The organism is Paenibacillus marchantiae, from assembly GCF_028771845.1.
Classification (GTDB): Bacteria; Bacillota; Bacilli; order Paenibacillales; family Paenibacillaceae; genus Paenibacillus; species Paenibacillus marchantiae.
On sequence record NZ_CP118270.1, the window covers coordinates 6,523,300 to 6,550,275 of the forward strand.

Annotated in this window: 20 protein-coding genes; 8 read left to right on the plus strand and 12 right to left on the minus strand. The window is 48.4% G+C overall.

All coding sequences use genetic code 11. From position 1 onward, the window contains the following. Positions 1–127: 127 nt before the first annotated feature. The 9 genes from PTQ21_RS29320 to PTQ21_RS29360 form a co-directional block, all read right to left on the minus strand. The gene (locus tag PTQ21_RS29320) at positions 128–1,006 is read right to left on the minus strand and encodes an AraC family transcriptional regulator (RefSeq protein ID WP_274568143.1); all 879 of its coding nucleotides are present in this window, start codon (positions 1,004–1,006) and stop codon (positions 128–130) included. 35 nt (positions 1,007–1,041) lie between these two features. Then, a complete protein-coding gene (locus tag PTQ21_RS29325; protein ID WP_274568144.1) occupies positions 1,042–1,869 on the minus strand; it encodes a sugar phosphate isomerase/epimerase family protein in 828 nt (275 codons plus the stop codon). Positions 1,870–1,881: 12 nt separating this feature from the next. Further along, positions 1,882–2,889 carry a zinc-dependent alcohol dehydrogenase gene (locus PTQ21_RS29330; protein WP_274568145.1) on the minus strand — a complete coding sequence of 336 codons (1,008 nt, stop codon included), beginning with the start codon at positions 2,887–2,889 and terminating at the stop codon, positions 1,882–1,884. 324 nt (positions 2,890–3,213) lie between these two features. Continuing rightward, on the minus strand, positions 3,214–5,877 hold the full coding sequence (locus PTQ21_RS29335; RefSeq protein ID WP_274568146.1) for an endo-beta-N-acetylglucosaminidase: 2,664 nt from the start codon (positions 5,875–5,877) through the stop codon (positions 3,214–3,216). Between the two features lie 99 nt (positions 5,878–5,976). After that, a complete protein-coding gene (locus tag PTQ21_RS29340) occupies positions 5,977–7,485 on the minus strand; it encodes an ABC transporter substrate-binding protein (RefSeq protein ID WP_274568147.1) in 1,509 nt (502 codons plus the stop codon). A gap of 58 nt (positions 7,486–7,543) precedes the next feature. Further along, positions 7,544–8,500: a carbohydrate ABC transporter permease gene (locus PTQ21_RS29345; protein ID WP_063565310.1), complete on the minus strand. Its 957-nt coding sequence runs from the start codon at positions 8,498–8,500 to the stop codon at positions 7,544–7,546. A 22-nt stretch (positions 8,501–8,522) separates the two neighbouring features. Beyond that, the gene (locus PTQ21_RS29350) at positions 8,523–9,428 is read right to left on the minus strand and encodes an ABC transporter permease (RefSeq protein ID WP_205524889.1); all 906 of its coding nucleotides are present in this window, start codon (positions 9,426–9,428) and stop codon (positions 8,523–8,525) included. 285 nt (positions 9,429–9,713) lie between these two features. Further along, positions 9,714–11,273 carry a response regulator transcription factor gene (locus PTQ21_RS29355; protein WP_274568148.1) on the minus strand — a complete coding sequence of 520 codons (1,560 nt, stop codon included), beginning with the start codon at positions 11,271–11,273 and terminating at the stop codon, positions 9,714–9,716. After that, a complete protein-coding gene (locus PTQ21_RS29360; RefSeq protein ID WP_274568149.1) occupies positions 11,270–13,084 on the minus strand; it encodes a cache domain-containing sensor histidine kinase in 1,815 nt (604 codons plus the stop codon). The genes PTQ21_RS29355 and PTQ21_RS29360 overlap by 4 nt, the downstream gene beginning before the upstream one ends. A 250-nt stretch (positions 13,085–13,334) precedes the next feature. Here PTQ21_RS29360 and PTQ21_RS29365 point away from each other — a divergent pair, with 250 nt between their 5' ends. Both PTQ21_RS29365 and PTQ21_RS29370 read left to right on the plus strand, forming a co-directional pair. Further along, positions 13,335–16,484: an alpha-mannosidase gene (locus PTQ21_RS29365; RefSeq protein WP_274568150.1), complete on the plus strand. Its 3,150-nt coding sequence runs from the start codon at positions 13,335–13,337 to the stop codon at positions 16,482–16,484. Positions 16,485–16,677: 193 nt separating this feature from the next. Beyond that, positions 16,678–17,361: a DUF6199 family natural product biosynthesis protein gene (locus tag PTQ21_RS29370; RefSeq protein WP_274568151.1), complete on the plus strand. Its 684-nt coding sequence runs from the start codon at positions 16,678–16,680 to the stop codon at positions 17,359–17,361. A gap of 32 nt (positions 17,362–17,393) precedes the next feature. Here the strand turns inward: PTQ21_RS29370 and PTQ21_RS29375 are convergent, their stop codons facing one another. The 3 genes from PTQ21_RS29375 to PTQ21_RS29385 form a co-directional block, all read right to left on the minus strand. After that, on the minus strand, positions 17,394–18,716 hold the full coding sequence (locus PTQ21_RS29375) for an LLM class flavin-dependent oxidoreductase (protein ID WP_274568152.1): 1,323 nt from the start codon (positions 18,714–18,716) through the stop codon (positions 17,394–17,396). A 76-nt stretch (positions 18,717–18,792) separates the two neighbouring features. Continuing rightward, entirely contained in the window at positions 18,793–20,040 is a 1,248-nt protein-coding gene (locus PTQ21_RS29380) for an MFS transporter (RefSeq protein WP_274568153.1), read from the minus strand. 141 nt (positions 20,041–20,181) lie between these two features. After that, entirely contained in the window at positions 20,182–20,622 is a 441-nt protein-coding gene (locus PTQ21_RS29385) for a GNAT family N-acetyltransferase (protein ID WP_090809602.1), read from the minus strand. A gap of 352 nt (positions 20,623–20,974) precedes the next feature. On the opposite strand from PTQ21_RS29385, the gene PTQ21_RS29390 reads away from it, so the two are divergent. Genes PTQ21_RS29390 through PTQ21_RS29415 form a run of 6 tightly spaced genes read left to right on the plus strand, consistent with a single transcriptional unit; the run spans position 20,975 to position 26,924 of the window. Beyond that, on the plus strand, positions 20,975–21,901 hold the full coding sequence (locus tag PTQ21_RS29390) for an ABC transporter permease (RefSeq protein ID WP_063565301.1): 927 nt from the start codon (positions 20,975–20,977) through the stop codon (positions 21,899–21,901). A 1-nt stretch (position 21,902) separates the two neighbouring features. Further along, positions 21,903–22,859 (plus strand): ABC transporter permease, encoded by a 957-nt coding sequence (locus tag PTQ21_RS29395; protein WP_063565300.1) that lies wholly within the window; start codon positions 21,903–21,905, stop codon positions 22,857–22,859. A gap of 13 nt (positions 22,860–22,872) precedes the next feature. Then, on the plus strand, positions 22,873–23,907 hold the full coding sequence (locus tag PTQ21_RS29400) for an ABC transporter ATP-binding protein (protein WP_274568157.1): 1,035 nt from the start codon (positions 22,873–22,875) through the stop codon (positions 23,905–23,907). Further along, positions 23,888–24,844: an ABC transporter ATP-binding protein gene (locus PTQ21_RS29405; protein WP_063565298.1), complete on the plus strand. Its 957-nt coding sequence runs from the start codon at positions 23,888–23,890 to the stop codon at positions 24,842–24,844. Before PTQ21_RS29400 ends, PTQ21_RS29405 begins: the two co-directional genes overlap by 20 nt. Before the next feature lie 32 nt (positions 24,845–24,876). Next, entirely contained in the window at positions 24,877–26,535 is a 1,659-nt protein-coding gene (locus PTQ21_RS29410; protein ID WP_274568158.1) for a peptide ABC transporter substrate-binding protein, read from the plus strand. Then, positions 26,535–26,924, plus strand: coding sequence for a DUF3899 domain-containing protein (locus PTQ21_RS29415; RefSeq protein ID WP_090809598.1), 390 nt, complete (start codon positions 26,535–26,537; stop codon positions 26,922–26,924). Before PTQ21_RS29410 ends, PTQ21_RS29415 begins: the two co-directional genes overlap by 1 nt. Positions 26,925–26,976 lie beyond the last annotated feature (52 nt).

The following is a 26,976-nucleotide window of genomic DNA, read 5'->3' on the forward strand; positions in this document are numbered from 1 at the left end:
TGGGAAGACATGGGTTAAAACGAAAAAAGCAAGTTATAGAGATAAAAGAACTCTCTAACTCGCCTTTTCTCGTTTCTTATATTTATACATCTACTTATGGGCAGCTCCTTGATGAACTTTACTGAGTTCACTCCACCCTCGATTTCATCGCTGCATATTTACTGGGAGTGATACCTACAGCAGCCTTGAAAGACCGACTGAACAGATGAATACTCGAAAAGCCAACTTCCTCGGCAATCCGGGTTAAATTATGTGTGCCTTCAATAATTCTTTTCTGGGACTGCTCTATTCGGATATGTGTCACATATTTGTGAAGGGTAATCCCCAGCTTGCTTTTGAATAAATGCGATAAATGGTTCGTCGATACACCGACATGTCTACTGATAGCAACATTATTTAATTGAGGGTCGGCGTAGCATTCATGAATATAACGAATCGACTTTTCAATGAATGCCCACCCCTTGGTCATGTTCCCCTCTTGGTCCTGATCTTCGGATTGATTTTTGAAAAACAGATGCAGCAACTCCAAACATATGGATTTCGTGATTAACGAAGATCCTCCCCGCTGCTCCTGAAACTCCTTATGCATAAGCGCAAATCTCTTTTTCCATTCAATTCGATCGGCTAGCTGCAAATGAGAGATTGGGCGTATGGAAGCCAGCTTCATTTCCCTATCCGCCAGATCAGGTCGTTCACTATGAGCTGCACTCGTATTCTTCAATAAACTACGCTCTTCCTCATAGTACAGATCAAAATGAAAAATATACTGAATCAATGGCTGCGTGGAGGTGGACCGAATGATATGAGACATGAATGGATGCATCAGCACAATGTCGCCTTCTTTGACCAGGTATTTCACACCACTCAAGAAGAACTCCGCTTCCCCTTGTTCGATGTATGTATACACATGATCGTGGTCTATCCATTCCCCTGCCAAAGAAAATGATTCCGTCATTCTTGCCGCTCTTACGAATGGCGAAATGCTATTCATCCATGGCTCATACACATGTATTCCTCCCAACTGCCTTCTCACTGATCCGGTTATATTTTCGCAAACAATTTATCGAAGCCTGCTTTGGACTTGGCAAACAATTCACTTGAATCGACGGTTGGCGTTGGTGCCAGTACCTCTTGAGATACGACGCCAGTGTATCCAATCGCTTTTAGATTCTTCAAGAATCCCTGCAGATCAATTACTCCTTCACCAGGGTATAAACGCTCATGATCCAGCAATTCTTCAATGGGCAGATCATAAGCATCATTGATATGAACATGGACAATCTGTTCCTTCTTAAGATCCAACACCTCTTCAATCTTTAATCCATTCGTATGCCAATGATAGGAATCCACCAATAAACCTACATTGGGAGCATGAATTGTTTCGATCCAGTCAAGCGTATCCTCCACACTCCAAATAAATGGATTCTTCCATTGAGTACGCAGATGATGGCAACCCACAAACTCCAGGCCCAGTCGAATTCCATATGCGTCCAGAATATCTGCACACAATCTCAATCGTTTGGTAGCTGCCGCCATAAATGATGCTGCTGGCTGATCTGTGGAAGGTAAAATATAGGTGCAACAGCTGTAACAGTTCAACGAAGCGGAGGCTTCTGCCAATTGAACCAGCGATTGAAGTCCTTCACGAAACTGTTCATCTGTGGTTCTCCAGTCCACGGTCAGATCGGATGAACCGATGATCACCTGATTGCTTTCCAACAGGTGTTTGGCCTGTTCTTTGCCAACCTCTTCAATTAATGAGAGCGGATTCAAATCTACAGACTGAAATCCGTATTTTGCAGCATTCGTAATATATTGTTCATTGGACTCGATGTTCCCTAAGCCTGCTCTTGTTAACCCTCTAATCATCCCAATCTCCTCCTAGGACCAGTCAAACAGTACACCGTTATACTGGTCTTTATTCAATCTCAGTCCCTCATATGCTTCTTGCGCTTGATCCGGCTTCATCACATGACTGATCAATGGTTCGATATGCAGCTTGTTCTTTAACATCAGTTCAAATACAATGTTCGAATTTCTCACCAGGGAATGCTTAACGAATTCGTTCGGCTCAACTGGGAAGCGCCATTCATGTGCCCCCTTAAACGTAATACAGCCTCGTCCATACAGGTGGCAGTAGTTCAATATATCGGTGACATCCGTGTTATATTCGCCTCGTGGACTGCCCAGGAAAATAATCTCTCCTAGCTTCCCGATCCACTCCAGACTTTGAACACCAACACTGGGTACACCCGTCGCCTCAATATGAGTGGATACACCTGCTCCACTCGTTATGGCATGTATCTTTTCTTTTACTTTATCTTCTCCGCCATGGAGCGTATAGTCAACCCCACATGTCTGGGCAGTTCGAATTCGTTCCGGTGACAGGTCCACGCCAATCACAGTTGCACCTTGAAGGCGTGCCAATTGAGCAGCCAAATTCCCTACCAATCCAAGCCCCGTCACGCCAACAACGTCCCCAAGTTCAATATTGGATACACGAACGGAGGTGAATGCCACGGTTGCCATACGGGTGAAGGGAACCCACTTCAAATCTAAGTGCTCAGGTACCTTGATGAAAACATGATCTATGGATACCACTTGATATTCAGCATGTTGACCATAATGAAACACAGCGTCCCCGGGCTGAACATGGTGTACACCCTCTCCCACCTCGATCACTTCACTTACACTCGCATACCCCGGACATACGGGAAGCTTGGCCCACTCTTCTTTTCCCGATAACATGGCCAGCTCCGTTCCCGGACTGATCAGGGAATAGATCAATTTAACCAATACTTCCTTCTCCCCTAGAGCTGGCAAAATAAAGTCCTCTTCTACCGTTTCCACTTGCAGCGGACGAGCAAACATGATCTTTCTATTCTTCATCACCTTCACTCCTTTCTATCTTTTTAACTACAATATAAGACTTTTCATTAACATTGTCTTTGATTGCAAAACCGATTTTTTATCTAAAACAACGATTTTAAAACCTTTGTAAGCGAATCCAGTATAAACGTAAAAAGACTCACATGATCCAATGATCTGTGAGCCTCAAATTCAATCCTATTCAGTCGTAGTCTGATACAATGCGGTCCCCCCATTAGAAGACGGGATATTTCAGGGATATCCAGCCGTCATTGAAACTGGATTGGCCGCATGGTTCCTTTTTTGCTAATTTCACAGCTACACTTGTCACTTCTCAACCGCAAACTACGGCTGCAACCCCCGAACCTCAAACTCATAGATTCGTGCTGCCGTATCGCCACCCTGCGTAGGTTTCAGCACATTCAGCTTCACATAACGAGCCTTGACCAGTGCAATTGCATCCGAGGTTTCGGCTGCGGTATTCCCCTGTACATGAACTACATCTGACCAATTCACGCCATCAGCACTGACCTGAATCGAATAGTCGCTTGTATTAAAACCAGACCACTCCCCACCACTCTCCGCATGTTTGATGACAAAACCACTGATCTGATGTTCTTTGCCAAGATCAACTTGCAGCCAATGCGGCTGGTTTCCCAGTGCGCACCATTTGCTGTTGCCCGTCACCTTCCCATCAATTGCCTTTCCCGCACCTTCAGCAGGTCCGCAAGCATGGTCGGCAGTGGCCGTTTTGCCAAGTGCGACATTTTTGATCCCGGAAACAGCCTTACTTACGGTGATCAAAGCTTGCTTTGTTACCGTATCCTGCCCCGAGCTGTTGGTAGCTGTAAGCGTCACATTGTACGTGCCTTCCTTGTCATACGTTACCACTGGATTTTGCTCCGTGCTGACAGCCGGACTGCCATTCTCAAAAGTCCACGACCAGCCTTCCGTCACCTCGGAAGAGAGGTCAGTGAAATGCACCTGCTGACCCGGTGTGATCAGCGTTGCATCGGCCTTGAACTTTGCTTCCGGCTTCGGATACGCTGGCCACTGAATGGTCACGCTGGCAGCCTGGCCGCGCTCATATTTTGCATTCAGTGCCACGACTTTCAGTATAGTCGCCTGTTCCGCGTTGATTCTCTTCATCTCAGGCACATAGAACACGTTATTGGCGGTCGCACCCACCCAAGTCTCTTTGCCGTCGGGCAGTACACGGTAAATCTCATATTGTTGAACTTCCTCGTTCAACGCGTTCCATTGCAACCTTGCATCACCGTAAATACCGCCGCGGAAATCGGATTGGGTGACATTCAATGCTTGAACGGCCTCAAGAGGGTTCGATGGATTACTGTTCTTGTTCTTGTGGATAGATAGCTGCCCAATATGGATGTTATAATCCGATACGGTTTCCGTACTGTCAAAATACAAAGACAATGCCGCAATCTGCTTTCCTTGGTAAGGCGTCAGATTGATCGTGTCCGTCGTCCAGTCGGTTGCCTTCTCGTTCTTCACATCCAGAAAGACGAACTGGTCCGGCTGGTCTGCAAAAGCGAGGCCAACCTTCATGCCCGGCTTGCTCTGCGTCTTGTACGTAATCGACAGCTCAGTACCCGACTCGATCTTGAGATCTGTTTTATACAGCTTCAGATGGGTTGCATTCGTTGGACTTAATGCACCGGCTACCTTCAGGGAACTGCCACCATAATAGGCATCCGACCAATCGAGAGAAGGTTTCAGCGCCGTGCCTTTACTTTCTGCTAACCAGCGCCATGTCGGAAGTACGTCCTGCAAACTGCGATTATTCCATCCAGTCTCCCGCACTTGTGTGCCATCAACATAGAATTTCTCGCCACTGCCCGTGTTGAAATTGGTCGTGAAGGGCAGCTGGTCCACCGGCGATGATTCAACCACATTGTTCGCAATCCCTTTCCAGGCCTGGCTTGTCGACGTATTGGCCGGGTTGCCGTTCTGCCCTACCCAGAACTTATTTTCACGGGCAAAGAAATCGGTCATGCTGTCCGCGCTGTTGTACGACCAATCCGGCCGATAAATGCCGAGGGAAGTCACAGCCGATTTCCCTTCAGGAAACAGCAAATTCCATTTCAGACTGGTATCGAATCCTTTAGCTTCCACATCGATACCTGCGAACAGTTCAAATGGTGATCTGCCCAGACTTTTGGCTTTGGCCGCAGAACTGCCAAGATCATTCCACCAGAAATTCAGGAACATGCTGTCTGATACCTTGTTCCCGTTATCCTGAAGGAACATTGCATTCCGGTCCGTCAGCGCATTTTGCCATGAAATATTGCCTTCCTTCGTCATGGAATCATACCAGATGATCTCCATACCCGCAGGCTTATGATCCTGAAGATAACGGAGGAATGTCTTCATTAACTGTGCGTCAGTGGCTGTTCCACCTTCAGTCTCCTGGTTGATAAACCAGCCGTCAAAACCGTAGTACTCTGCTACCTCAATTAATTTATCCGCGGCGGGGAAGGAGCCGTCGCTGTTCTGCTGAAGCATTTGCTTCACCCACTCATATTTGCCACCGTATACCGATGGCGGGAAGAACACTGTGCCCATGATTGGCACTCCGTTCCGGTGTGCCGCATCAATCGTGTCGGCGCTTGGTGGCACAATAATACCTTCTCCCGCCGAGCCACCCCAATATACGAGCTTGTCGACATACTGCCAGTAAGAGAACGTATTTGCAGAGAATGTATCCGAGCCCTGTGACGGAACGCCACTGGTTCCCTGATTCAACGCAGACAAGGCCATCACTTTGGGATCTTTTGTTGCGTTCGGGTTAACTGCCTCTCCTGTGAATCGGCTCTGGAGCGGAATGGTGCTCCGGTTGAAGGCCGCATCCGGGTCGGAAGCTGGATTCCAGTGAAGCAATTGTTCAGGCAGCCAATAGGATGAATAAGGTTGCTTCGCCAAGGCCGCTGAGGAAAGAACGGCGCATACCCATATTACAAATAGGAGACTCGCACCAAGTTTTTTCATACCATACCCTCCAATCCATTTTTGGCAAACTAATCAGGGTAAAAAAGAAACGCCCGTCAAACCAGGACAGACGTTTCCATGTCTACTTTATAATTCAGGTTATTTTTGATTTGCAGCTTTCCATTCGTCGTACTGCTTTTGCGCTTCTGCAATCACTTTATCCAGACCTGCCGCTTTCAACTTCTCGATCGCTTTCGGCAGATGCTCATCCGGGTCAACAGCCCCCGTCATGATGGATGGGTAGAATTCTTTCACGATGGCGGAGATGGAAGCCACTTCCGTCTTCACCGGGTCAGGATTGAAGTTGAAGCCAAAGCTTGGAGCAACCTTCGCGGAATTGTTGAATTCCTTGAACGCTTCCCACTTATCTGCTGGATCTTCCTTGTGCATGTAGGTCAGGAACAGGTTACCCAGTGCAAAGCCAGGCATTTGGAATCCGTCCTTCATCGCTGGCAGATCCTCAATGACATTATCCGAAATCTTTTTGTAATGTGTTCCTTCAATGCCGTAGTTGATCAGGTTACGCAGATATGGATCGGTATTCAGCAAGTTCAGGAACATCATAGCCCGTTCAGGGTTCTTGGAGTTCGCCGAGATTGCATGCATAGCGCCTGTTGCCGAACCAGTGAAAATAACCGGATCCTGCATCGGTGTAGTCACGATATCATAGCCCGCACTTCTGGACCATCCCAGTTCGGCGTACGGCTGTGTCTGTTCACGGTCAACAAACCATTTGCCTGTTTTGATGTTGTCGATGCCTTCCAGTGTCGCTACATCCTTGCGCAGATAACCTGCCTGATAGTATTTACGGATGGTTTTCAACGAGCTTTTCAGCTCTTCGGATTCCAACACATTAACGTATTTACCAGTGTCACCATTCATGTTGATACCAACCGGAAATTCGTCACCCAACAGGAAGTCGAACGCCAGATAAGGCTTAAAGCCCTTCGGAACAGCCAGCGGAGTAATGTCGGCTGGTTCATTATCCTTAATTTGCTGCAGGTAAGGCTCCAGATCCTCTAATGTGCGAATCTTGGTGATGTCCATGTTGTATTTATCAACGTACTGCTTGTTGAAGCGCCATACCCATTGCGAAGCCAACTCTTTGTTCACTGGCACGGCATAGTTTTGGCCACCGATCTGCGATCCCGTAAGGAACCGTGGATCAAGTTGCTCTTTAATGCCCTGACCATACTTATCCAACAGATCATTGATTGGCAGGAATGCTCCTCTGGTGGCATTTGGCAGATAATCATAAGCCCAGGAAGAAGTGAAAGCGATATCATAATTTTCGCCCGAAGCGGTAATGACTGGCATACGTTTGGAATAATCACCCCAGTCAATCATCGTGATGTCGACGGTTGTATTTATTTTCTCCATTAAGTATTTGTTCATTTCTTCCTGTACCATTGGCAAATCGCGCTGTGGACCACCAATCAGATATACCTTGAGCTTCACCGTGTCCTTATCGCCGGCTTCTCCCCCGGATGCCGCATTCCCGCTTGTATCATTGGTATTACTGCCACCGCAGCCCGCTAGAACAGTAGAAAAAGCAAGCAGTAAAGTAACCATGAGCAGAACCATTTTTTTGGTCTTTTTGTTCTTCATGTGTATCCCCCTTATCAATGTTATTGTTACTGCCCTTTGAGGGCAGGCACAACCAGACTTATTCTTTGACCGAACCGATGGTCAGACCTTGTATAAAATACTTTTGGAAAAACGGATACGCCAGCGCAACCGGCAGTGTAGCCAAGACAACCATCGCCATGCGGACGGTCTCCGTTGGCAGTGTCGAGGCAATGTCATAGGACACGACTCGGCTGCTGTTTTGCACAACAAAATCCATATTGTTCTGTATTCGAATCAGCAATGTCTGGAGTGGAATCAGATTCGCATTGTCGATGTAGAGCAACGCATTGAACCAGTCATTCCAGAATCCTAACGTACTGAACAATCCAATAGTCGCAATGCCCGGCAACGAAATCGGCAGCACGATGCGCGTATAGATACCGAATTCAGAAGCTCCGTCGATTTTGGCCGACTCAATAACCGCATCCGGCACGGTGGTCGTGAAAAATGTACGCATAACGATAATGTAAAAAGCGTTCATGATTGACGGCAGGATCAGCGCCCAGATCGAATCCCGCAAGTGCAGCACCTGCGTAACCACAATGTAACTGGGAACGAGACCGCCGGAAAATAGCATGGTGAAGAAGGCCAAAAAGCTGAAAAACCGACGCTGTGCAAAATTTTTGCGCGAGATGGCATATGCATACGTGGTGACCAAATACAGTGTGAGCGCGGTTCCGACAACCGTCACCGTTAAGGTAACCCCAAACGATTGGGCCATCTGCTGCCCGGATTCCATAAGGAATCGGTAGGCATCCAGCGTCCAGACTTCAGGGAATAACTTAAATCCATTGATCGCCAGCGTCTTCTCATCGGTAAATGAGATGATAACAATGAACAGAAACGGAAAGATACAAGATAAGGCAAACAGACCGATAGCTATATTAAAAATCACATTGGATAATGGCGAAATGGCATTCAGATCTCTCGATTTCTTTCCGGTTCTCCTCGTATGGGCAGATGCCCGCTTTACCGGTTCGCTTAAATTACTCATGGAAGCACCCCCTTGCCGCAGCCTAGAATACGGCATAATCCTTTTCAATTTTACGCACAGCATAGTTTGCCAGCAGGACAAGAATCAAACCGACAACCGATTGATACAATCCTGTAGCTGTACTCATTCCCGTATCACCCATAATGGTCAAGCCGCGGTATACAAACGTGTCGATGACATTGGTGACCGGATACAGCGCACCAGAGTCCCGCGGAACCTGATAGAACAGTCCAAAGTCGGAACGGAAGATCCCGCCGATCGCCAGAATGGTCAGGATGATCATTAGTGGTCTGAGCAGTGGCAGCGTAATGTACCGGATCTGTTTCCACTTCGTAGCGCCGTCGATCATCGCTGCCTCATAATAAGAACGGTCGATACCTGCGATTGCTGCCAGATACACTACACTGCCATAACCTGCACCTTTCCACAGGCCGAGCAGAATGAGAAAATACGGCCAATATCCTGTCTCACTGTACCAACTAACCGGATCTCCACCAAAATAGGTAATGATCTGGTTGAACACACCCTTTTCCACACTCAGAAACGAGAAGACGAAATAACTGATAATAACCCAAGACAGGAAATAAGGCATAAACATCGCGGTCTGGTAAATCTTCGCCAGCCGTTTGTTCAACAGTTCGTTCATGATGATCGCAAGCGTCACCGCGAGCACCAACCCGAGAAAGATCAGACCCAGGTTATACAGAATGGTATTACGTGTGATGATATAGGCGTCACTGGTGGAGAACAGAAACTCAAAGTTCTTGAACCCAACCCATTCGCTTTTTAGAACGCTTTCAAGAAATCCGCCCGGATGTATCCGGAAGTCCTTAAAAGCAATAATCGTTCCGAACATTGGCAAATAGGCAAAAATGATAAACCAAGCTGCTCCCGGCAGTACCAGCAGAAGAAACGCCTTGTTCTTCATCAGACTTTTGAAGATGCCCTGCACGGCTGTCCCTCCTTATAATCTCGTTCATTATCGCTTTAGCTGCATCCAGCATTAATCCCCTATAATCAACACTGGATCTAAGCTCTTTTGGTGCTTTGGATTTCCTCGTTCACTCCTACCTCCATTATGCAAGCGCTACCAATTTTGAGATAGTTGAAAAACCCAATAAATTGATGGATTAATTAAAGATCGTGCTTTCATTGCATAACAAAAAAGACACCCCCACATGGGGAGTGTCTTCATTCAGCCGGAGCACCCGGCTTATTTTTTCATGTAGATCGAGCGCAGCTCCGTAGGAGAAACGCCAGCATATTTCTTAAACTGTCTGTAAAAATATGTGGAGTCCCAATAGCCCACCTCTCCCGCTATTTCTGCCGTCTTTTTGTCCGAATATAACAGCAAATGAGTGGCACGCTCGATTCGGTACTGGTTCACATAATCAGAAAAGGTGGTACCGACCTCTTGCTGGAACAATTGGCCGAGGTAGTTCGGATGAAGCTCCAGCCTCTGACTGAGCGTCTTAAGTGAAAGCTCATCCTGATAGTGATTTTTCACCACCTCCAGCACAGCCATGATATGCGGACTGTACGTTTTCTCGGCAGTATGGTATGTATCCAGCGTGTGATGAACAACCTTTCTGACCAATTGTTTCAGTTTGCTGAGCGTATGAATTCTGGACAGGGGGCCGAAGATGTCCCCGTAGTCAGGCGTTTTCTCTAGTTCCTTGGCGGCCAGCATAAGCTGGATCGCAGAATTGAAGAACGGTGTTCTCGGGAGGCAGGGTTCCTTACCCTCAACAATGAAGAATTCGTCGATGAATCGATCCACTTCAGTACCTTCCCCATCCCGCAGCAGCTTGTGGAACTGCTCCATCGCTGGCCCAGGCTTCTCTTGATGCTGATTGCTAGCTTCTTCGTTCTCCACTTGCATGATGAAGGTATTACAATCCATAAACAAATGATTCTGAAGCCACAGCTTTACGGACTTGCAACTCTTTGGAAAACCCAGATAGGTCGACTCGGATTGACCGATGATCCCCCATACACGTGCACCTGTGTCCTCAGCAACCGCTTGCTTCATTTTGGTGAGTGCCTGAAGCTGCCATTCATCACTACCTTCCGTACCGGCTGAAACGAACAGCAGCATGATGTCTCCGTTCTGATCAGGAAAACAGATGATACCGCAGCCATCCGGGAGGCCTTTGTTCCCGATCTGCTCACACTGCTCAGCAATTCCCGGCAGATACATCTGGGGATCATCCCCCTTGTCATCTCCTACAATCCTTAGAGAAGCCGCACAATATGTGGATTTGTTCATGGGAATCTCAAGCATCTGCGCACGCTCACGGAATTCTTTGGCGTCAATGGTCTCGTTCGCCCACCGCTGCAAAATATTGTTGCGCAGAATCCTCCAGCTCTGATCCATTTGAATCTGGCGCATCTCTTCGTGCTCCCAATCCCGCTGCATATGCTTGATGGTCGCTTCCAGTTCATCCATATTGACTGGCTTGAGCAGGTAGTTCTCAACCCCCAGTGAGATGCCCTCCCGCACATATTTGAATTCTTCGTAACCACTTAAAATAATGAATTTGGTATATGGATTGCGCGCTTTAGTCTCCCGGATTAGTTCAAGTCCGGTCATTTGCGGCATCATGATATCCGTAATAATCAGATCGACAGGAACCTCGTCCATCATTGCTAGCGCTTCCAACCCATTGCATGCCGTTCCGGCAATCTGCATGTTATTCTGATCCCAATCAATGATCGCTTGCATTCCTTTGACAATAAGCGGCTCATCATCGACCAACATTACACTTCTCATCCCGTTTCCTCCCTTGTAACTGGAATGCTGATGGTCACCTCACATCCTTCGCCTTCCGCACTGTTCAGGTGCAGACCATAATCACTGCCATAATTCAGACGTATGCGGTCGTGCACGTTCTTAAGACCCAAAGATCGGTCAGATGTCTCAGCAGCTTCATCGCCCTTATGCAACCCATGTTGCAGTTCAAGCAGTCTCTCCGCGGAAATCCCCTTTCCGTTATCCTTTACACGGATGTGAATCACGCCGTTCTCTTCTTCGGCTGTGATGGAGATCCTGTTATCATCATCATTCGTACGAAAACCATGCACAATGTAATTCTCAATAATCGGCTGGACCAGCAACTTGACGACCATGCTTCCCGCCGCTGCATTCTCGATATGGGTCTCCACGTGCAGCTTGTCCTCATACCGATATTGGACCAAAGCCAGGTACATGCCGCACAGCTCTATTTCCTCCGCCAAGGTTACATGGGTCTGCTTTTTGATCAAATGACGGAACATCGTGGCGAGAATATAAATCATCTGCCCAACATCCCTGGCTCCCAAACTGATGGCTTTCATGCGGATGCTTTCCAACGTATTGTACAGAAAATGGGGATTAATCTGTGCTTGCAAAGCCACAAGCTGCGCGTTCTTTTGTTTGATCTCCGACACATATACCGTTTCTATGTAAGACTCCAGCCGATCACACATATGATTAAATCTCTGCGAAATCTGCTGCAGCTCATCTTCCCCCTCCATCTCGATACGTTTACTCAGATCACCCTCCTGCCAGCGCCGCATGTAAAGCACGAGTCTGTGAATTTTTTTGGAATAACGGCGGATGATGGTGAACGTCACCGCAATGCTAATCATGATGCACAGAATCACAATCCCAATGAGGCTGAAACGAATCGCCTGAAGGCTCTGTTTGATTTGCGACTCCGGAATAATAGAAGCCACGACCATTCCCGTATTCCCGATATTCAGCAGCTGCACCTTGGAGCGCTCCTCCAGATCCACCCAATCCTCCGGCAAATTCATCTTCCCCCAGTACGGGTAGACGGTGTTGTCATACTTGCCCTTTGAATCGAAAATCACCTGACCTTCCCCTGTCATCAACATGATCCGACTGTTCTTGCCGCCCGGTCTGTCTCGAAGCAGCCCTTTGATGCGGTCTGTATTCAGCTCAAACATAATTGCACCGTACTGCTTCAATGTCACGGAGTCTTTGAGCACATTCGCGTAGCTGTACGGGGTAGGCTCATCAGCCATTTTCCCTTCGAAAAGCGGTTCGCTGCCCATATACTGCCAAGGTGCACTCCTCAGCCGCTGGAACCAGTCCTGATGCCCTGCCGAAAGCTTGGGATGATAGTAAAAGTGCTGGGTCTCCCGATTAAGAACATAGAAAAAATCCTGATCCGTGCTGTATAACACGACATTTGCAATCGAGGCCTCATCCTTTAACAGCAGACGTAATTGATAATCGAAGTTCCCTCGCTCTGTACGGTAGCTGTAAGCATATTGATTCAGGCGCCAATTGAGAAAATCCTCGTATTCATTAGTCAAAAAATACTTCAGATCATCGCCGATCATGGCGTCGGTATAAATCTGCTGCACGGCATTATACAGCCGTTCGTACTGCTGATTCAGGTTGATACTGACAATATCCAGCTCCTGCAAACTGGCATCCATTTGTTCCTGTACCACTCGCTGTTCATAGTAGCGGTAGGCCAACACCGAGATGCTGATGAACAACAGGACCATCACCATGGAATAAAACAGTAGGATTTTGTTGAACATTTTTTTCTTCAAGTAGTTCTTATACATGGTTCGTATCCTGGACATTCGCGCCTGAACACCTCCTCCAGACCAATTTCCAACTCAGTGTATCACCGTTTGGTTAAATTCGACAATCACCAGCGCTCAGAATCAGTAATCCATATTTTGATTTGTCAAAAGCGAATGGAAGCGCTATAATGGGCGCATTCCCCTATAATAGTTATGTAATACATAATCGCTTTGGATGCTCTCTATATATGAATCACTCCCCGATAAAATGAACTGGGGGTTTTTAACGATGTTTCTTACTGAAAACAAACTACAAGCACGTATTCATGAATTATCCGAGCTGCGTTACCGGGATCGTTTGCCTTTAAATCATTTTCTTGCCTGCGAAGACCGCAGGGAAGAAATTAACCCTGCCCTGCCGGGAGACGATAGCCATTGGAAGCCTATGCATACAGGAGAAAGTTGGTCCGGTCGAGATCTCTATTTGTGGCTGCGTACAAAAGTCGAGTTCCCTGCCTCCTGGGAAGATAAACGGATTGTCGGACTGTTTGATTTCGGCGATACCGGGGGTGGTAACAATTCCGGCTTTGAATCACTGTTCTACTGGGATGGAAAGCCGTTTCAAGGCGTGGATTCCAACCACAAGGAAGTGTTCTTTCCAGCCTCTGCCGCAGGCAGCACCAACGAGTTGGTCTTCCGCTTATGGTCCGGTCTGGAAGGTGGCGGTCAGCCCCGCAACCAGACGCATACGTTCAGACAAGCAGAACTGTGTTGGCTGGATGAAGCTGTTGATGATCTTGTATTTACAGGGTCATCAATTCTGGAAACGGTCAACATTCTGGATGCCCATGCACCTGAACGCACAAAGCTGCTTCATGCACTCCAGCAGTCCTTCCGCCTGATTGATTGGTCGCAGCCTAAGTCCGATGTCTTCTATACCTCTGTGCATGAGGCAAGGGATGACCTGAGCGCCCGATTGAGTACGATGGACAAAGCCTCTGATGTGACCGTCACTTGTATCGGCCATACTCATATTGACGTTGCCTGGCTGTGGCGGTTGAAGCATACGCGCGAGAAATGCGCCCGTTCCTTCTCTACGGTCATGCGCCTGATGGAGATGTTCCCGGAGTATGTTTTCCTTCAGACACAGCCCCAATTGTACGAATATGTGAAAGAGGACTACCCGGAACTGTACGAATCCATCAAGGAGCGTGTCGCTGAAGGACGCTGGGAAGCGGGCGGCGGCATGTGGCTGGAGGCTGACTGTAACCTGACCTCGGGCGAATCCCTGGTCCGACAATTGCTGATTGGCACTCGTTTTCTCAAAGAAGAATTCGGGACGGATTGCCGATATCTATGGTTGCCCGATGTATTCGGCTACAGCTGGTCTCTGCCGCAAATTCTGAAAAAATCCGGCATTCATACGTTCATGACGACCAAAATCAGCTGGAACCAATACAACCGCATGCCATTCGATACATTCCACTGGCGCGGAATTGACGGCTCAGAGGTGCTGACCCACTTCATTACTACACCCGAGCCTTGGTCCGAGCCGGGGTCATGGTTCTATACCTATAACGGAAAAATCATTCCGAAGACGGTCAAGGGCATCTGGGATGCCTACCGCGATAAGGAGATGAACCAGGATCTGCTGCTGTCGTACGGATACGGAGACGGCGGAGGCGGAGTTAACCGCGAAATGCTGGAGATGAGACGGCGGCTGGATCAACTGCCCGGATTGCCCAAGGTCAAGACAGGACGCGCAGATGATTATTTTGAAAAGCTGCAGGAGACGGTCGAGAAAACCGATTCGTACATCCATACATGGGATGGTGAACTGTATCTGGAGTATCACCGCGGAACGTATACCAGTCAGGCGTACAACAAACGGATGAACCGCAAGCTTGAGCTGGCTTACCGCGAAGCGGAGTGGCTGAATGCATTGCAAAGTATTGTGCACAATGACTGGAATCTGTATCAAGCGAAGTCCCTGACTGCGGGTTGGAAAATCATTTTGCGCAACCAGTTCCATGACATCATTCCCGGTTCCTCCATCACAGAGGTGTATGAGGATAGCAGAATTGAATATGCAGAAGCTGAGCTGATTGGCAATCACGTGGACACGCAGGCTCGGATGGCTATTGCTGGCAGCGGAGAATCTCCGTGTACGTACACCATTTGGAACTCCTCCCCATGGGTCGTTACAGAAATCGTGAGCATTCCTGCGGCATCAGGCGAATTGGAAATGGGAACTTGGTTGAGCGATTCCGGTGAGATTCTGAACGCTCAATACCAGGATGCACGTTGGTCCGTCGAGGTAAAGGATATTCCTTCGCTGGGGTATACCACAATTCACTTCCAGAGCAATACGGTAAACGATATCCCTGAGCAATCTCCATTCATCCACACAGCTAATGGAATCGAGACACCATTCTATCTGCTCGAGTGGAATGAGAATGGGCAGTTGACCCGCCTTTACGATAAAGAGTCACATCGTGAGGTGCTTGCCAAAGGCGCTAGAGGCAATGTGCTTCAGGTGTTCGAGGACAAACCACTTGCCCACGAGGCCTGGGATATTGATATCTTCTATCAGGAAGATATGCGAGAGATTACGAAATGCACCAGCATTGAAGTCGTAGAGACGGGGCCACTTCAGTCCGTGATCCGCTTCGCTTGGGAATACCTCGGCTCCACGATTACGCAGAACATGACTGTATATACCGGGCAGCGACGAATCGATTACACCACTGAGGTGGATTGGCATGAACAGCAGCAACTGCTGAAAGTTGCCTTCCCAGTCGGCATCCGCTCTACGGAAGCCACCTATGATATTCAATTCGGTAACGTTAAACGGCCGACGCACTGGAACACAAGTTGGGACTGGGCGCGTTTCGAATCTGTTGGCCATCAATGGGCTGATCTGTCCGATAGAGGTTATGGCGTCAGTTTGCTGAATGATTCCAAGTACGGTTATGACATTAAAGACAACGTCATGCGGCTGACCCTGATCAAGAGCGCTACGCACCCTGATCCACATGCCGATCAGGGACTGCACAGCTTCACCTATGCTCTTCTTCCGCATCAGGGAGATTGGCTCGTTGGCGGAACCGTGCAGCAGGCCTGGCTTCTGAATGCTCCAGCTCGATATACACAAGGGGTATCAGAGCAGCCAAGTCGATCCATGCTCACCTTGTCCGGCAGCACAGCCATGATCTCGGCAGTTAAGAAGGCGGAGGATTCCAATCGTGTCATCGTACGCGTTCATGATTATTCAGGCAGCATGAATACGCTTGAACTGACAAGCGATCTACGGATTCACGCGTGGAGAGAATGCAATCTTATGGAAGTACCAGAGGGCGAACTCCTGTATGATACACCGATAACTTTTGCTCTTGAACCTTATGAAATCAAGACGTTTGAGATTGATCTGAGAGTATAACCCTATAACTGCAGCAGCTTAACCAAAGAAACCAGCAAATCCCCAGATGATGGGCGACTTGCTGGTTTCTTTGTGTTGTAGTTATTTGATCGTTATTCAGACAGTAACGGAGATCGCAACCTGTGCTTCTTAATGACGTATTATAGAACTAAATGGAAAGGATGGCGTTTATATGGGAGAGTCACTCAAAAAAATGAAGTCCCCCACCTTCATTTTCTTTTCATGCGTTCTGGTCCTGTCCGTAATCATCGCGATCCTGTCCAGACCTTATTTCACAGAGCCGATTTTCCATGTTGAGAACAACAAGTACACATTCGATAGTGAACAAGGTAATCTAATGACTTATCGCAGCGGAACGGCAGATCCTATTCAAGTACGCCTTGATCATCAGGAACGGACTGTTTACATCAATCATCAGCAATATCTCATCAAGAAAATTGATTCTGCGTTCAGTACAACGTATAAGTTGATATATCCTAACGGGAACAAATATGAAGTCCAAGATCATTCCGGACAATTAATAAGTTTTGATGCAAAAGGCAATAGCGTTTCCGAGGTCTTCTTGTACGTTGGCAGTCAAAGAGTACTTCAGGAGGGGGAAGAACAATTCTCTCCTGCAACGCTTGTAACAGCCGCTTACCCAGAATATCATTACACTCGTGGTGCTCCAGGTTATCTGTTTCTCGCATTAGCCGCAGTGATTTTCGGATGGTGCAGCTTCCGTTATCAAAAATTTCAAAACTTCCTTTTCTACCTCTCACTTCGTTCGTTCTGGGCGAACGATGTCGAGCCTAGCGACTTTGATTACTTTTTGAGCAAGGTATGCGGGATTGTCGTTATGATAGGGGCTTTATGGATCGCCTTTAAAGCATTCTGAACCGGAAGCAAGTTCGATGAGCCATGATTGATTTATTTTACAGTCTCCAATGTATATCGATTGCGTGGAATCTCAAGCCCCAGATTACCGCGCAGTGTCTCATGCTCATACTCGGTACGGAACAGGCCTCGCTCTTGTAAGACAGGTACGACCAGGTCCACGAAGTCCGCGAGTCCGTTCGGCACAACTGTGCGAATATTGAAACCGTCCGCAGCTTCACCTTCGAACCACTCCTGAATCTGATCAGCGATCTGATCCGGTGTACCGATAAAAGAAGTGCGAGGCGTCGATGCAAGCAATGCCACTTGGCGGAGGGTCAGTCCCTGTTCTCGTGCCTGCTGCTTGATCTTGTCTGTTGTACTGCGGAAGCTATTACTTCCCAAATCACCAATCTCGGGGAAGGGCTCATCCAATGGGAATTGGGCGAAGTCATAATGATCGAAGTAACGTCCCAAATAATTCAGCGCATGGTCAATATCGACCAACTCCGCGATTTCCTGATACTTGCGCTCCGCTTCTTCCTCCGTTCTACCCACAATAGGACCAATGCCAGGGAAGATCAGGATATCTTCTGCCTTACGCCCATAAGCCACCGCTCTTGCCTTCACATCCGAATAGAACTCCTGAGCTTCCTCTAACGTCTCATGCCCCGTGTATACAGCATCGGCCGATCGGGCCGCCAGATCCTTGCCGGATTCGGAAGAACCTGCCTGGAAAACGACCGGATGTCCCTGCTCCGAGCGCGCCACATTGAGTGGACCCTGAACGGAGAAGTAATCTCCCTTGTGATTCAGCGTATGCAGTTTGGATGGGTCGAAGAAAACACCGTTCTCTTTATCCCCGATAAACGCGTCATCCTCCCATGAATCCCACAGCCCTTTGACCACATTCAGATGTTCTTCTGCAATTTCGTAGCGCAGCGCGTGGTTCGGATGTTCACCTTTGCCAAAATTCAGAGCCGAGCCTTCCAGTGGTGAAGTGACAACGTTCCATCCGGCTCGTCCTCCACTGATATGGTCCAGGGAGGCAAATTGTCTTGCCACTGTGAACGGTTCACTATATGAGGTGGACAACGTCGCGACCAGCCCGATGTGTGAGGTTGCTCCTGCGAGAACGGAGAGCAGGGTTAACGGTTCAAAACGATTCAGAAAATGCGGGTTGGATTTCTCGTTAATAAAGAGGCCGTCGGCAATAAAGAGAAGATCGAATTTCCCTTCCTCCGCCTTAATCGCCTGTTTCTTGTAGAAATCCAGATTTACGCTGGCATTGATCGGAATATCCGGGTGTCGCCAAAAAGAGATGCTATTTCCCACTCCATTCAAGTTTGCTCCCAATCTCAATCGTCGTTGTGACATATTGATTCCTCCCTATGTTGTAGTGATGACCATTTAATTCAGTCCAAGTACCTTTTTTTCTCTGAGGATCATTTCATCATTTCTTTATGCTGTTTCCGCCTGCTTCTGCTGCTGCCATGCCCAATCCCGGTTTATTCGCCTCGTTCCTTTCGCTTACCTGGACTGTCCAGGCTGCTCCCAGAAGGACAATGCCCGTTAGGAGAAAAATAAAAGGAATCCCCGTCCATCCGCCCAGAAAACCGCCGAGTAACGGGCCGAGTACAATACCGAATTGATTTGCAGTCTGACTCAGACTGACAGCCCTTCCCCGGAAATCACGGTCAGCATATTTGATGATTAACGCATTCAAGGCCGGATACACGGCAGCAAAGAACAGACCGTAGACAAATCGCAAACTTCCAAAATAAATGAGGTTATACGCCGTCAGTTGCAGTAAACTACCAATGCCGCCGCCCAGCAGGCCGATAAACAGCGTTTTCTCGTATCCGATTTTCCCACCAATCCGTCCCCAGCGCGGCCCCATTATTACCGTTGCCACGCCGATGGCTGAGAAGACGATTCCTGCACTAAGTGTTGCACTACTAACGTCTCCACCAATCTGGACCACATAAAGCGTCAATACAGGTTCAATAATGAGCACGGAAGTTGAAACGAGTAAAATCAAACCATAGATCCGCATTAATCCCGGAGTGGAGGCAGCTTTTTTCAGATCACCCAGAATACTTGTGCGAACCACAGTGCGGGGGCCGCGGGCTTCTTTTACCCATATCACCATCACAGCCGAGAGCAGCGTAATGATTCCCGAGGCGATAAAGCATCCTCGCAGCCCGATCCAATGGCTTAGTACTCCACCCACAAGCGGTCCCAGAATTCCTCCGGCAGCCGTGGATGTAGAGATGACACCAAGCGCATAACCTACATGCTTCTCTGGTGTATTGGTGCCGACCAACGTAATAGATGCAGGATTGAAGCCGGCCATGAGTCCTTGAAATATCCGCACAGCGATAAACGTGTAAGGATCATAAACGAAATAGTTAGCCAGATGAGCAATGGCGAGGCCAACGCCCGAACGAATCAGCATCAGTTTGCTTCCATATCTGTCAGCCAGCGAGCCCCAGAAAGGAGCACATAGTCCGCTGATCAGAAAGCTGATCGAGATCGAAATGCCGGACCAGACTTCCAATCCGCTCTGAATACCGAGATCATTTTGCAGAAACAGCGGAAAGAACGGCACAGACAAGGTGTAAGCCATATGATTAAAAAATAGGCCAAACCACAGAATATACAGATTTCGCTTCCAATGCGGCATCTTGGTATTCTCCATACTATATAATTCCTATATAAAAAGTAGGTTATTATCCATATTAGGATACCGTCACTGGAAAGTATAATAGAAAAGTTCAATAGACCCATTCAAGAATTAAATGAATGGGTCTGTTAGATGCTGCTATTTTGACCGTAACAATTAGTGCACTTGAACGGACATGAACACATCCACCTCATCTTCACTGTCCAAAACAAACCCAAAGCGCTCATACAAACGCCGAGCCGGACTGCCCTGCAATACATTTAAAGTAACACGTTTGCCCCGGACCTCATCCCGTTTCAGCAGCATATTCAGCACTTGAGTTCCTATTTGTTGACCCTGATAATCGGGATGAATATAGAAATGCTCAAGTAGCATCTCCTCTGACTTGGGCTTCATCGCTACACACCCCACCAGTGCACCCTCGACCTCAATAATCCACGAGTGGACAGGGTCAAATGTACTACGGAAACGTTCACGAACCTTCACATCGTCATACCTTCCCAGCCTGTTTAGATCATCATATAGAACCAAAGCTCGCAACTCAGCAAGGTGCTCCTGATCTGCCTGCTTGGATTGACGCATGGTGATTTGGATCATTGGAAAGACTCCTTTTTCTTCGATTATTTTATTCTGTATTCTAGCTATTCAGATTGTCTATATTGGATTCGGTGGATCATTGGTCTATGGGGATTTAATAAATTCATTCGACCCCAATTATACAGGAAAAAGCAAGCTATTTTTATGTTCTGAGCGTTTTCCAAGGCGAAAAACCTGACAACCTATGTTGACAATATATGCAAACCACTTTAATATACCTAGTATTCTTATCAGCTTTTAATAGTTTCTCGCATTCTACATCGAATGTGTGCATTTCTGTGCGATTATTAATTGAACAGTAGTAGATTAAATGGGAAGAGTGCTTAGAGAAACAGAACAGGAGATTTGCATCATGTATATTGTTAAACGCTTTTTCACCATGCTTTTGACGCTCTGGATCATTGTGACGCTGACCTTTCTAATCATGCACATGATCCCTGGAGACCCTTTTTCTAACGATTCCAAAACGATACCTGAAGCTGTCCTGCAAAATATGCGTGCAAGATACCATCTGGATGAACCGCTTGCTGTCCAGTATGCACTGTATTTGAAAAATTTGCTGGTGCTGGATCTGGGACCCTCCATCCAGTCCAAAACGACCGATGTCAACACATTGATCGCACGAGGGTTTCCGCCCTCCGCCCTTCTTGGCATCCAGTCCATTGTCATTGCACTGATTGCAGGCATTGCACTGGGCACGGTTGCCGCCCTGTTCCACAAAAGGCCGCTGGACTACATATCCATGTTCATTGCCATCATCGGGATATCCGTCCCGAGCTTCATTCTTGCACCGCTGCTCATTAAATATGCGGCTGTCCAATGGAGGCTCTTCCCCGTTGCATCCTGGGGAACCTGGCAGCATACGATACTGCCCTCGCTGGCTTTGTCGGTAACACCACTGGCTGTCATCGCTCGCTTCATGCGGACCAGCATGCTGGATGTGCTGCAGCAGGAATACATAAGAACAGCAGAAGCCAAAGGATTATCTACCTGGTCAGTCGTCATCCGGCACGGAATGCGAAACGCGCTCATTCCGGTATTATCTTTTATCGGGCCGCTCTTCGCCTCCGTAATCACCGGCACCTTCGTAATTGAGAAGATATTTGCCATTCCGGGAATCGGCAAATATTTTGTGGACAGCATCTTCAACCGTGATTACCCGGTCATCATGGGAACGACGATCTTTTACAGTGTCATTCTGGTCGTAACCCTCTTCCTGATCGACCTTTCGTACCGGATCGTCGATCCGAGAATCAAGCTTTCCAGCAAAGGAGATTAGCATGAAAGCTACAACTACAGACCCCATTACATCGGACCCTCGCTTCACACCGGCAGATCGAAGCCGATTGAGTGCGAACCGCATATCCAGCCCGGGTCTTCCCTTATGGAAGCAACGTACATACAGTATTTTTCGTCATCGATTATCCTTGCTTGGTTTGTTGTTGCTCGTTGTCATTATTGCGCTGGCTCTGGTAGGTCCGTTACTGGTTCCCTACTCGCCAAGCTCACAGTCCCTGCTCAAGACCAATTTGCCACCCTCCGCTGATCACTGGTTTGGCACGGATGATCTCGGACGGGATATGTGGGCCCGTACCTGGTCAGGAGCTCGTATATCCCTGCTGATTGGCTTTACTGCCGCAGCCATAGACCTCGTGCTTGGCGTCCTAATTGGCGGAATCGCCGGTTACTGCGCCGGACAGGGACGGACAGGAGATCGAATCGACAGCCTTTTGATGCGAATCATTGAAATTTTGTACAGTATCCCGTATTTGCTGGTTATCATTCTACTTCTTGTCGTTATGAAACCGGGATTATTAACGATGATTATTGCCCTGTCCATTACTGGTTGGGTTGGGATGGCCCGCGTCGTCCGAGGTCAGATCCTGCAATTGAAACAACAGGAATACGTGCTTGCAGCGCAGAAGCTCGGCACATCCCATGCCAAGATCATTTTCAGGCACCTGCTGCCCAACGCGGCTGGAATCATTATCGTCAACCTGACCTTCACGATTCCATCGGCTATTTTCTCCGAATCCTTTCTGAGCTTTTTAGGACTCGGTATCCAGTCACCCATCGCTAGCTTGGGGACGATGGCCAACGATTCGCTTGGGGTCATTCTGAGTGGACAATGGTGGAGACTGTTATTTCCCGGTCTAATGATCTCGCTCACCATGTTTGCATTTAACGCTTTCGGTGATGGGCTGCAGGATGCTTTTGATCCGCGCTCCAACCGTTAAGGAGGTTCACACCATGAGTCATTTACTGGAGGTCAATCATTTGAAGGTCTCCTTTGCCACACGTGATAAAGAACTTGAAGCTGTAAGAGATGTTTCTTTTCACGTCGATGAAGGAGAGACACTTGCCATCGTCGGTGAAAGTGGGAGTGGAAAAAGCGTAACCGCCCGTTCCCTGATGGGGATGTTCTCGTCACCAAACGGCCGTATTCGCAGCGGCGTAATCCGCTTTGAGGGGCGGGTTATCAGCGGATTATCCGCTAAAGCCATGCGCCGAATCCGAGGCTCCGAGATCAGCATGGTGTTCCAGGACCCCATGTCTTCTCTGAATCCAACGATGAAGGTCGGTATTCAGATCGGCGAGGGACTTCGCAAGCACCGCAAACTATCGCCAAAAGATGCCCGGGCCAGATCTGTAGAACTGCTAAACCTCGTGGGTATTCCTGATGCACCAAGCCGCTATCATCAATATCCTCATGAATTTAGCGGCGGAATGCGTCAGCGGGTTGCCATTGCGATGGCACTTGCCTGTGATCCCAAGCTTCTGATCGCCGATGAGCCAACGACCGCTCTCGACGTTACCATTCAGGCGCAGATTCTGGATATTCTAAGCAGCCTACAGCAGCAAACGGGCAGTTCAATTTTGCTGATTACCCATGACCTGGGCGTTGTCGCCGAAGTGGCTCACCGCGTTGCTGTCATGTATGCAGGCACCATTGTGGAGACCGGCACGGTGGAGGATATCTTTGATCGGCCACGCCATCCATATACGTGGGGACTGCTCCAGTCCACCCCGCGACTGGATGATACAGAACATGACAGGCTAATTCCTATTGAGGGCTCGCCCCCGGATATTGCTGCGCTCCCGCCTGGCTGTCCGTTCGCAGACCGATGTCCGCACACGATGGATATCTGTTTGACGGAAATGCCTGATGCAACCATATTTTCATCAAAACACAGTGCCAGATGCTGGCTAAACGATCCTCGAGCTCCTCGAGCGGATGACCGTATCCCGGCAGAAAGGAATGAGCATGACCGAATCTATAATTGAAATTCGCAATGTGAAGAAGCATTTTCACGGCCCGTCCAATCTGACCGTCAAATCGGTTGACGGCATCAGCCTGAACATCCGTCGGGGAGAGACACTCGGGCTTGTCGGCGAGAGCGGCAGCGGCAAATCTACACTAGGTCGAACCATCGTGGGGCTGCTGAAAGCTACGGAAGGACAGATTTTGTTTAACGGACAAGATACCGGACAGGCCAAACCGCGTGAGAAGCGGGAGTTGAACCGCCATCTGCAGATGATCTTTCAGGACCCGCACGCTTCGCTTAACCCGCGGCTTCGCATCGGAGATATTATCGCTGAGGGGCTGGATGCTTACAAGCTGGCTCGAGGAAAAGCGCGAAAAGACATCATCGCAGACTTGTTGCTGCGCGTCGGGCTTCACCCGGATCATGCCCACCGCTTCCCCCATGAATTCAGTGGAGGACAGCGCCAGCGCATCGGGATTGCCCGGGCACTTGCCGTCAAGCCACGTTTCATCGTAGCCGATGAACCCATTTCCGCGCTGGATGTGTCCATTCAGGCACAGATCGTCAATTTGCTGAAGGACCTGCAGCGCGAAGAGGAACTGACGTATCTATTTATCGCGCATGATCTGGCTATGGTGAAGCATATCAGCGACCGGATCGGAGTCATGTACCTGGGTAAAATGATGGAACTGTCCGGACGGGACGATCTGTTTGCTAATCCGCTCCACCCCTACACTCAGGCGCTGCTGTCGGCCATTCCCGCCGCACATCCCCGTTTAAAAGGGCAAAGGGAGCGTATTCGGCTTCAAGGGAATCCGCCCAGTCCCATTCATCCCCCGGCGGGCTGTCCGTTTCATCAACGATGTTTTGCCGCGATGGATGTTTGCGCAAACCGCATGCCTGCCGGAAGGGAGGTCGAAAAAGGACACTGGGTAGCATGTCATCTTTACGAATAACACGAATTAATCATTAATGGAGGAATGAACAAATGAACAAAACAAAAACGAACTGGACCGTCTCTCTCTTGCTCGCAGCATCCGTTGCCTTGAGCGCATGCTCCAGTTCGACAACTGACAATGGTGCCACTGCTTCAAAACCGGACAATCAGGCAGCAGCGGCAAACGTTGAGCAAGTACTGAACACAAATCTGGCCGGTGGAGAACCATACACACTGGACCCTGCACTGGCATCTGACACAACATCCTACTGGGTGATTGATAATCTGTATGAGGGACTGTATACATACGACAAATCAGGCAAAATCGTTGAAGGGGCAGCAAGCAAAGTCGATGTATCACCGGACGGTAAAACTTACACGTTCACTATCCGCGACGATGCAAAATGGTCGAATAACGAACCTGTAACTGCCAAGGATTTTGAATACTCTTGGAAACGTGTATTGAACCCTGCCACTGCCGCTTACGACCCCTCTTCTCTGTATTACATTAAGGGTGCAGAAGCTTATAACACGGGAAAAGGAAAAGCTGAGGATGTCGGTGTGACAGCCAAAGATGACCATACACTGGTGGTTGAGCTGAAATCTCCGCTGGCCTTCTTCCCAACCATTGTCGTTGGCCATGCTTATCTGCCGGTTCAAGCTTCCGTTGTGGACAACAATGAGAAGTGGGCAGCAGAAGCCGATACGATTGTAGGTAACGGTCCTTACATTGCTAAGGAATGGAAACACAATGAACAAATTACACTGGCCAAAAATGATCAATACTGGGATAAATCCAACATCACAATGGATACCATCCATTTCAAAATGGTTCAGGACTCCAACACGTACTATCAACTGTTCAAAACGGGTGAGCTTGACCTGATCCTCTCCCTACCAGTGGATACGCTTGATCAGGAGCGGAACAATGCCGAGTTCCTGTCCCATCCTTCGTTCAGCGTATATACCTACTCCTTCAATGTGGAGGAAAAACCTTTCACGAACAAAAAGATCAGACAGGCCCTAGCTTATGCACTTGATCGTGAAGCGTTGACGACAAGTGTAACCAAGGGCGGTGAAACACCAGCTTTCGGATATGTCCCTTACGGCGTAACAGCACCATCCGGCAAAGATTTCCGGGAAGAGGCGCCAACCCAATATTATGCGTACGATCCGGCAAAAGCCAAAGAATTGCTGGCGGAAGGATTGAAGGAAGAAGGCTTGTCTGCACTCCCGACAGTTATCTTCAAATACAATACGTCCGACAAACATAAAAAAGTAGCCGAAGCCATTCAGGAAATGCTCAAAACTAATCTGGGTATTGAAGTCAACTTGGAGAATCAAGAATGGAAAACTTACATCGATACCTTCAAGCAAAAGAATTTCCAAGTCGCACGTATGGGCTGGGAAGGAAACTTCCTCGATCCGCTGGGTGTGCTGGAACACTACACATCGAAGAACTCCAACAACTTCACCAACTGGAGCAATCCTGAATACGACAAGCTGATCAGTGAATCCACGTTTGAGCTTGATCCAGTTAAACGGTTTGAAGAGCTGCATCAAGCCGAGGCCATTCTAATGGACGAACTGCCAATTATACCGATCCTCTTCTCTGCCGACACTGCATTGATTAGTCCTAGTATTGAGGGCGTTATCTTTGACACTCGTTCCAACCCGGATCTCCGCTTCACCAAGCGGGTAGCCGAGTAATGTTTATCCGTTACGCTCTGGCCGGTCTGATAACGGCTCTGGCCGCCTATCTGCTGGACTTCTGCGGAATACTAGGCGGCTCCGGTGGCCTACATGAAGGTTCAGACCAGCTGTTTGTCGCCGGTCTGATATGTCTCTTGGCCGGAACAGCAATCCATGTGCTGCAGACTGGGTTCATGAACCCCTTTCTGCAAGGATTCGGTGATCTCAAGCGCATGTTTGTCAGAGAATCGAACGCCCTGCAACGGGAAAATGAACGGATTCGCACCCAGACAGCTCTGCCGTTCTGGAAAAAGTCCTTACTCCGCCAGCTCACGGTCTATACCTTGGGCGGCGGTTCAGGTCTGATTCTATGTTCACTGCTGTTGCTCTGGCCCGTATCCTACTAAATCCAACATAAAAGAATCGCTCTCTGGTGCGGCTTGATGCCTGCACTCCAGG

Coding starts and splice junctions, on each gene's coding strand:
- PTQ21_RS29405 (WP_063565298.1), top strand. CDS start 23,888: ATGACCGAATCTATAATTGAAATTCGCAATGTGAAGAAGCATTTTCAC.
- PTQ21_RS29410 (WP_274568158.1), top strand. CDS start 24,877: ATGAACAAAACAAAAACGAACTGGACCGTCTCTCTCTTGCTCGCAGCA.
- PTQ21_RS29385 (WP_090809602.1), bottom strand. CDS start 20,622: ATGATCCAAATCACCATGCGTCAATCCAAGCAGGCAGATCAGGAGCAC.
- PTQ21_RS29340 (WP_274568147.1), bottom strand. CDS start 7,485: ATGAAGAACAAAAAGACCAAAAAAATGGTTCTGCTCATGGTTACTTTA.
- PTQ21_RS29375 (WP_274568152.1), bottom strand. CDS start 18,716: ATGTCACAACGACGATTGAGATTGGGAGCAAACTTGAATGGAGTGGGA.
- PTQ21_RS29325 (WP_274568144.1), bottom strand. CDS start 1,869: ATGATTAGAGGGTTAACAAGAGCAGGCTTAGGGAACATCGAGTCCAAT.
- PTQ21_RS29360 (WP_274568149.1), bottom strand. CDS start 13,084: ATGTATAAGAACTACTTGAAGAAAAAAATGTTCAACAAAATCCTACTG.
- PTQ21_RS29415 (WP_090809598.1), top strand. CDS start 26,535: ATGTTTATCCGTTACGCTCTGGCCGGTCTGATAACGGCTCTGGCCGCC.
- PTQ21_RS29370 (WP_274568151.1), top strand. CDS start 16,678: ATGAAGTCCCCCACCTTCATTTTCTTTTCATGCGTTCTGGTCCTGTCC.
- PTQ21_RS29365 (WP_274568150.1), top strand. CDS start 13,335: ATGTTTCTTACTGAAAACAAACTACAAGCACGTATTCATGAATTATCC.
- PTQ21_RS29355 (WP_274568148.1), bottom strand. CDS start 11,273: ATGAGAAGTGTAATGTTGGTCGATGATGAGCCGCTTATTGTCAAAGGA.
- PTQ21_RS29335 (WP_274568146.1), bottom strand. CDS start 5,877: ATGAAAAAACTTGGTGCGAGTCTCCTATTTGTAATATGGGTATGCGCC.
- PTQ21_RS29350 (WP_205524889.1), bottom strand. CDS start 9,428: ATGAAGAACAAGGCGTTTCTTCTGCTGGTACTGCCGGGAGCAGCTTGG.
- PTQ21_RS29380 (WP_274568153.1), bottom strand. CDS start 20,040: ATGGAGAATACCAAGATGCCGCATTGGAAGCGAAATCTGTATATTCTG.
- PTQ21_RS29330 (WP_274568145.1), bottom strand. CDS start 2,889: ATGAAGAATAGAAAGATCATGTTTGCTCGTCCGCTGCAAGTGGAAACG.
- PTQ21_RS29390 (WP_063565301.1), top strand. CDS start 20,975: ATGTATATTGTTAAACGCTTTTTCACCATGCTTTTGACGCTCTGGATC.
- PTQ21_RS29395 (WP_063565300.1), top strand. CDS start 21,903: ATGAAAGCTACAACTACAGACCCCATTACATCGGACCCTCGCTTCACA.
- PTQ21_RS29345 (WP_063565310.1), bottom strand. CDS start 8,500: ATGAGTAATTTAAGCGAACCGGTAAAGCGGGCATCTGCCCATACGAGG.
- PTQ21_RS29400 (WP_274568157.1), top strand. CDS start 22,873: ATGAGTCATTTACTGGAGGTCAATCATTTGAAGGTCTCCTTTGCCACA.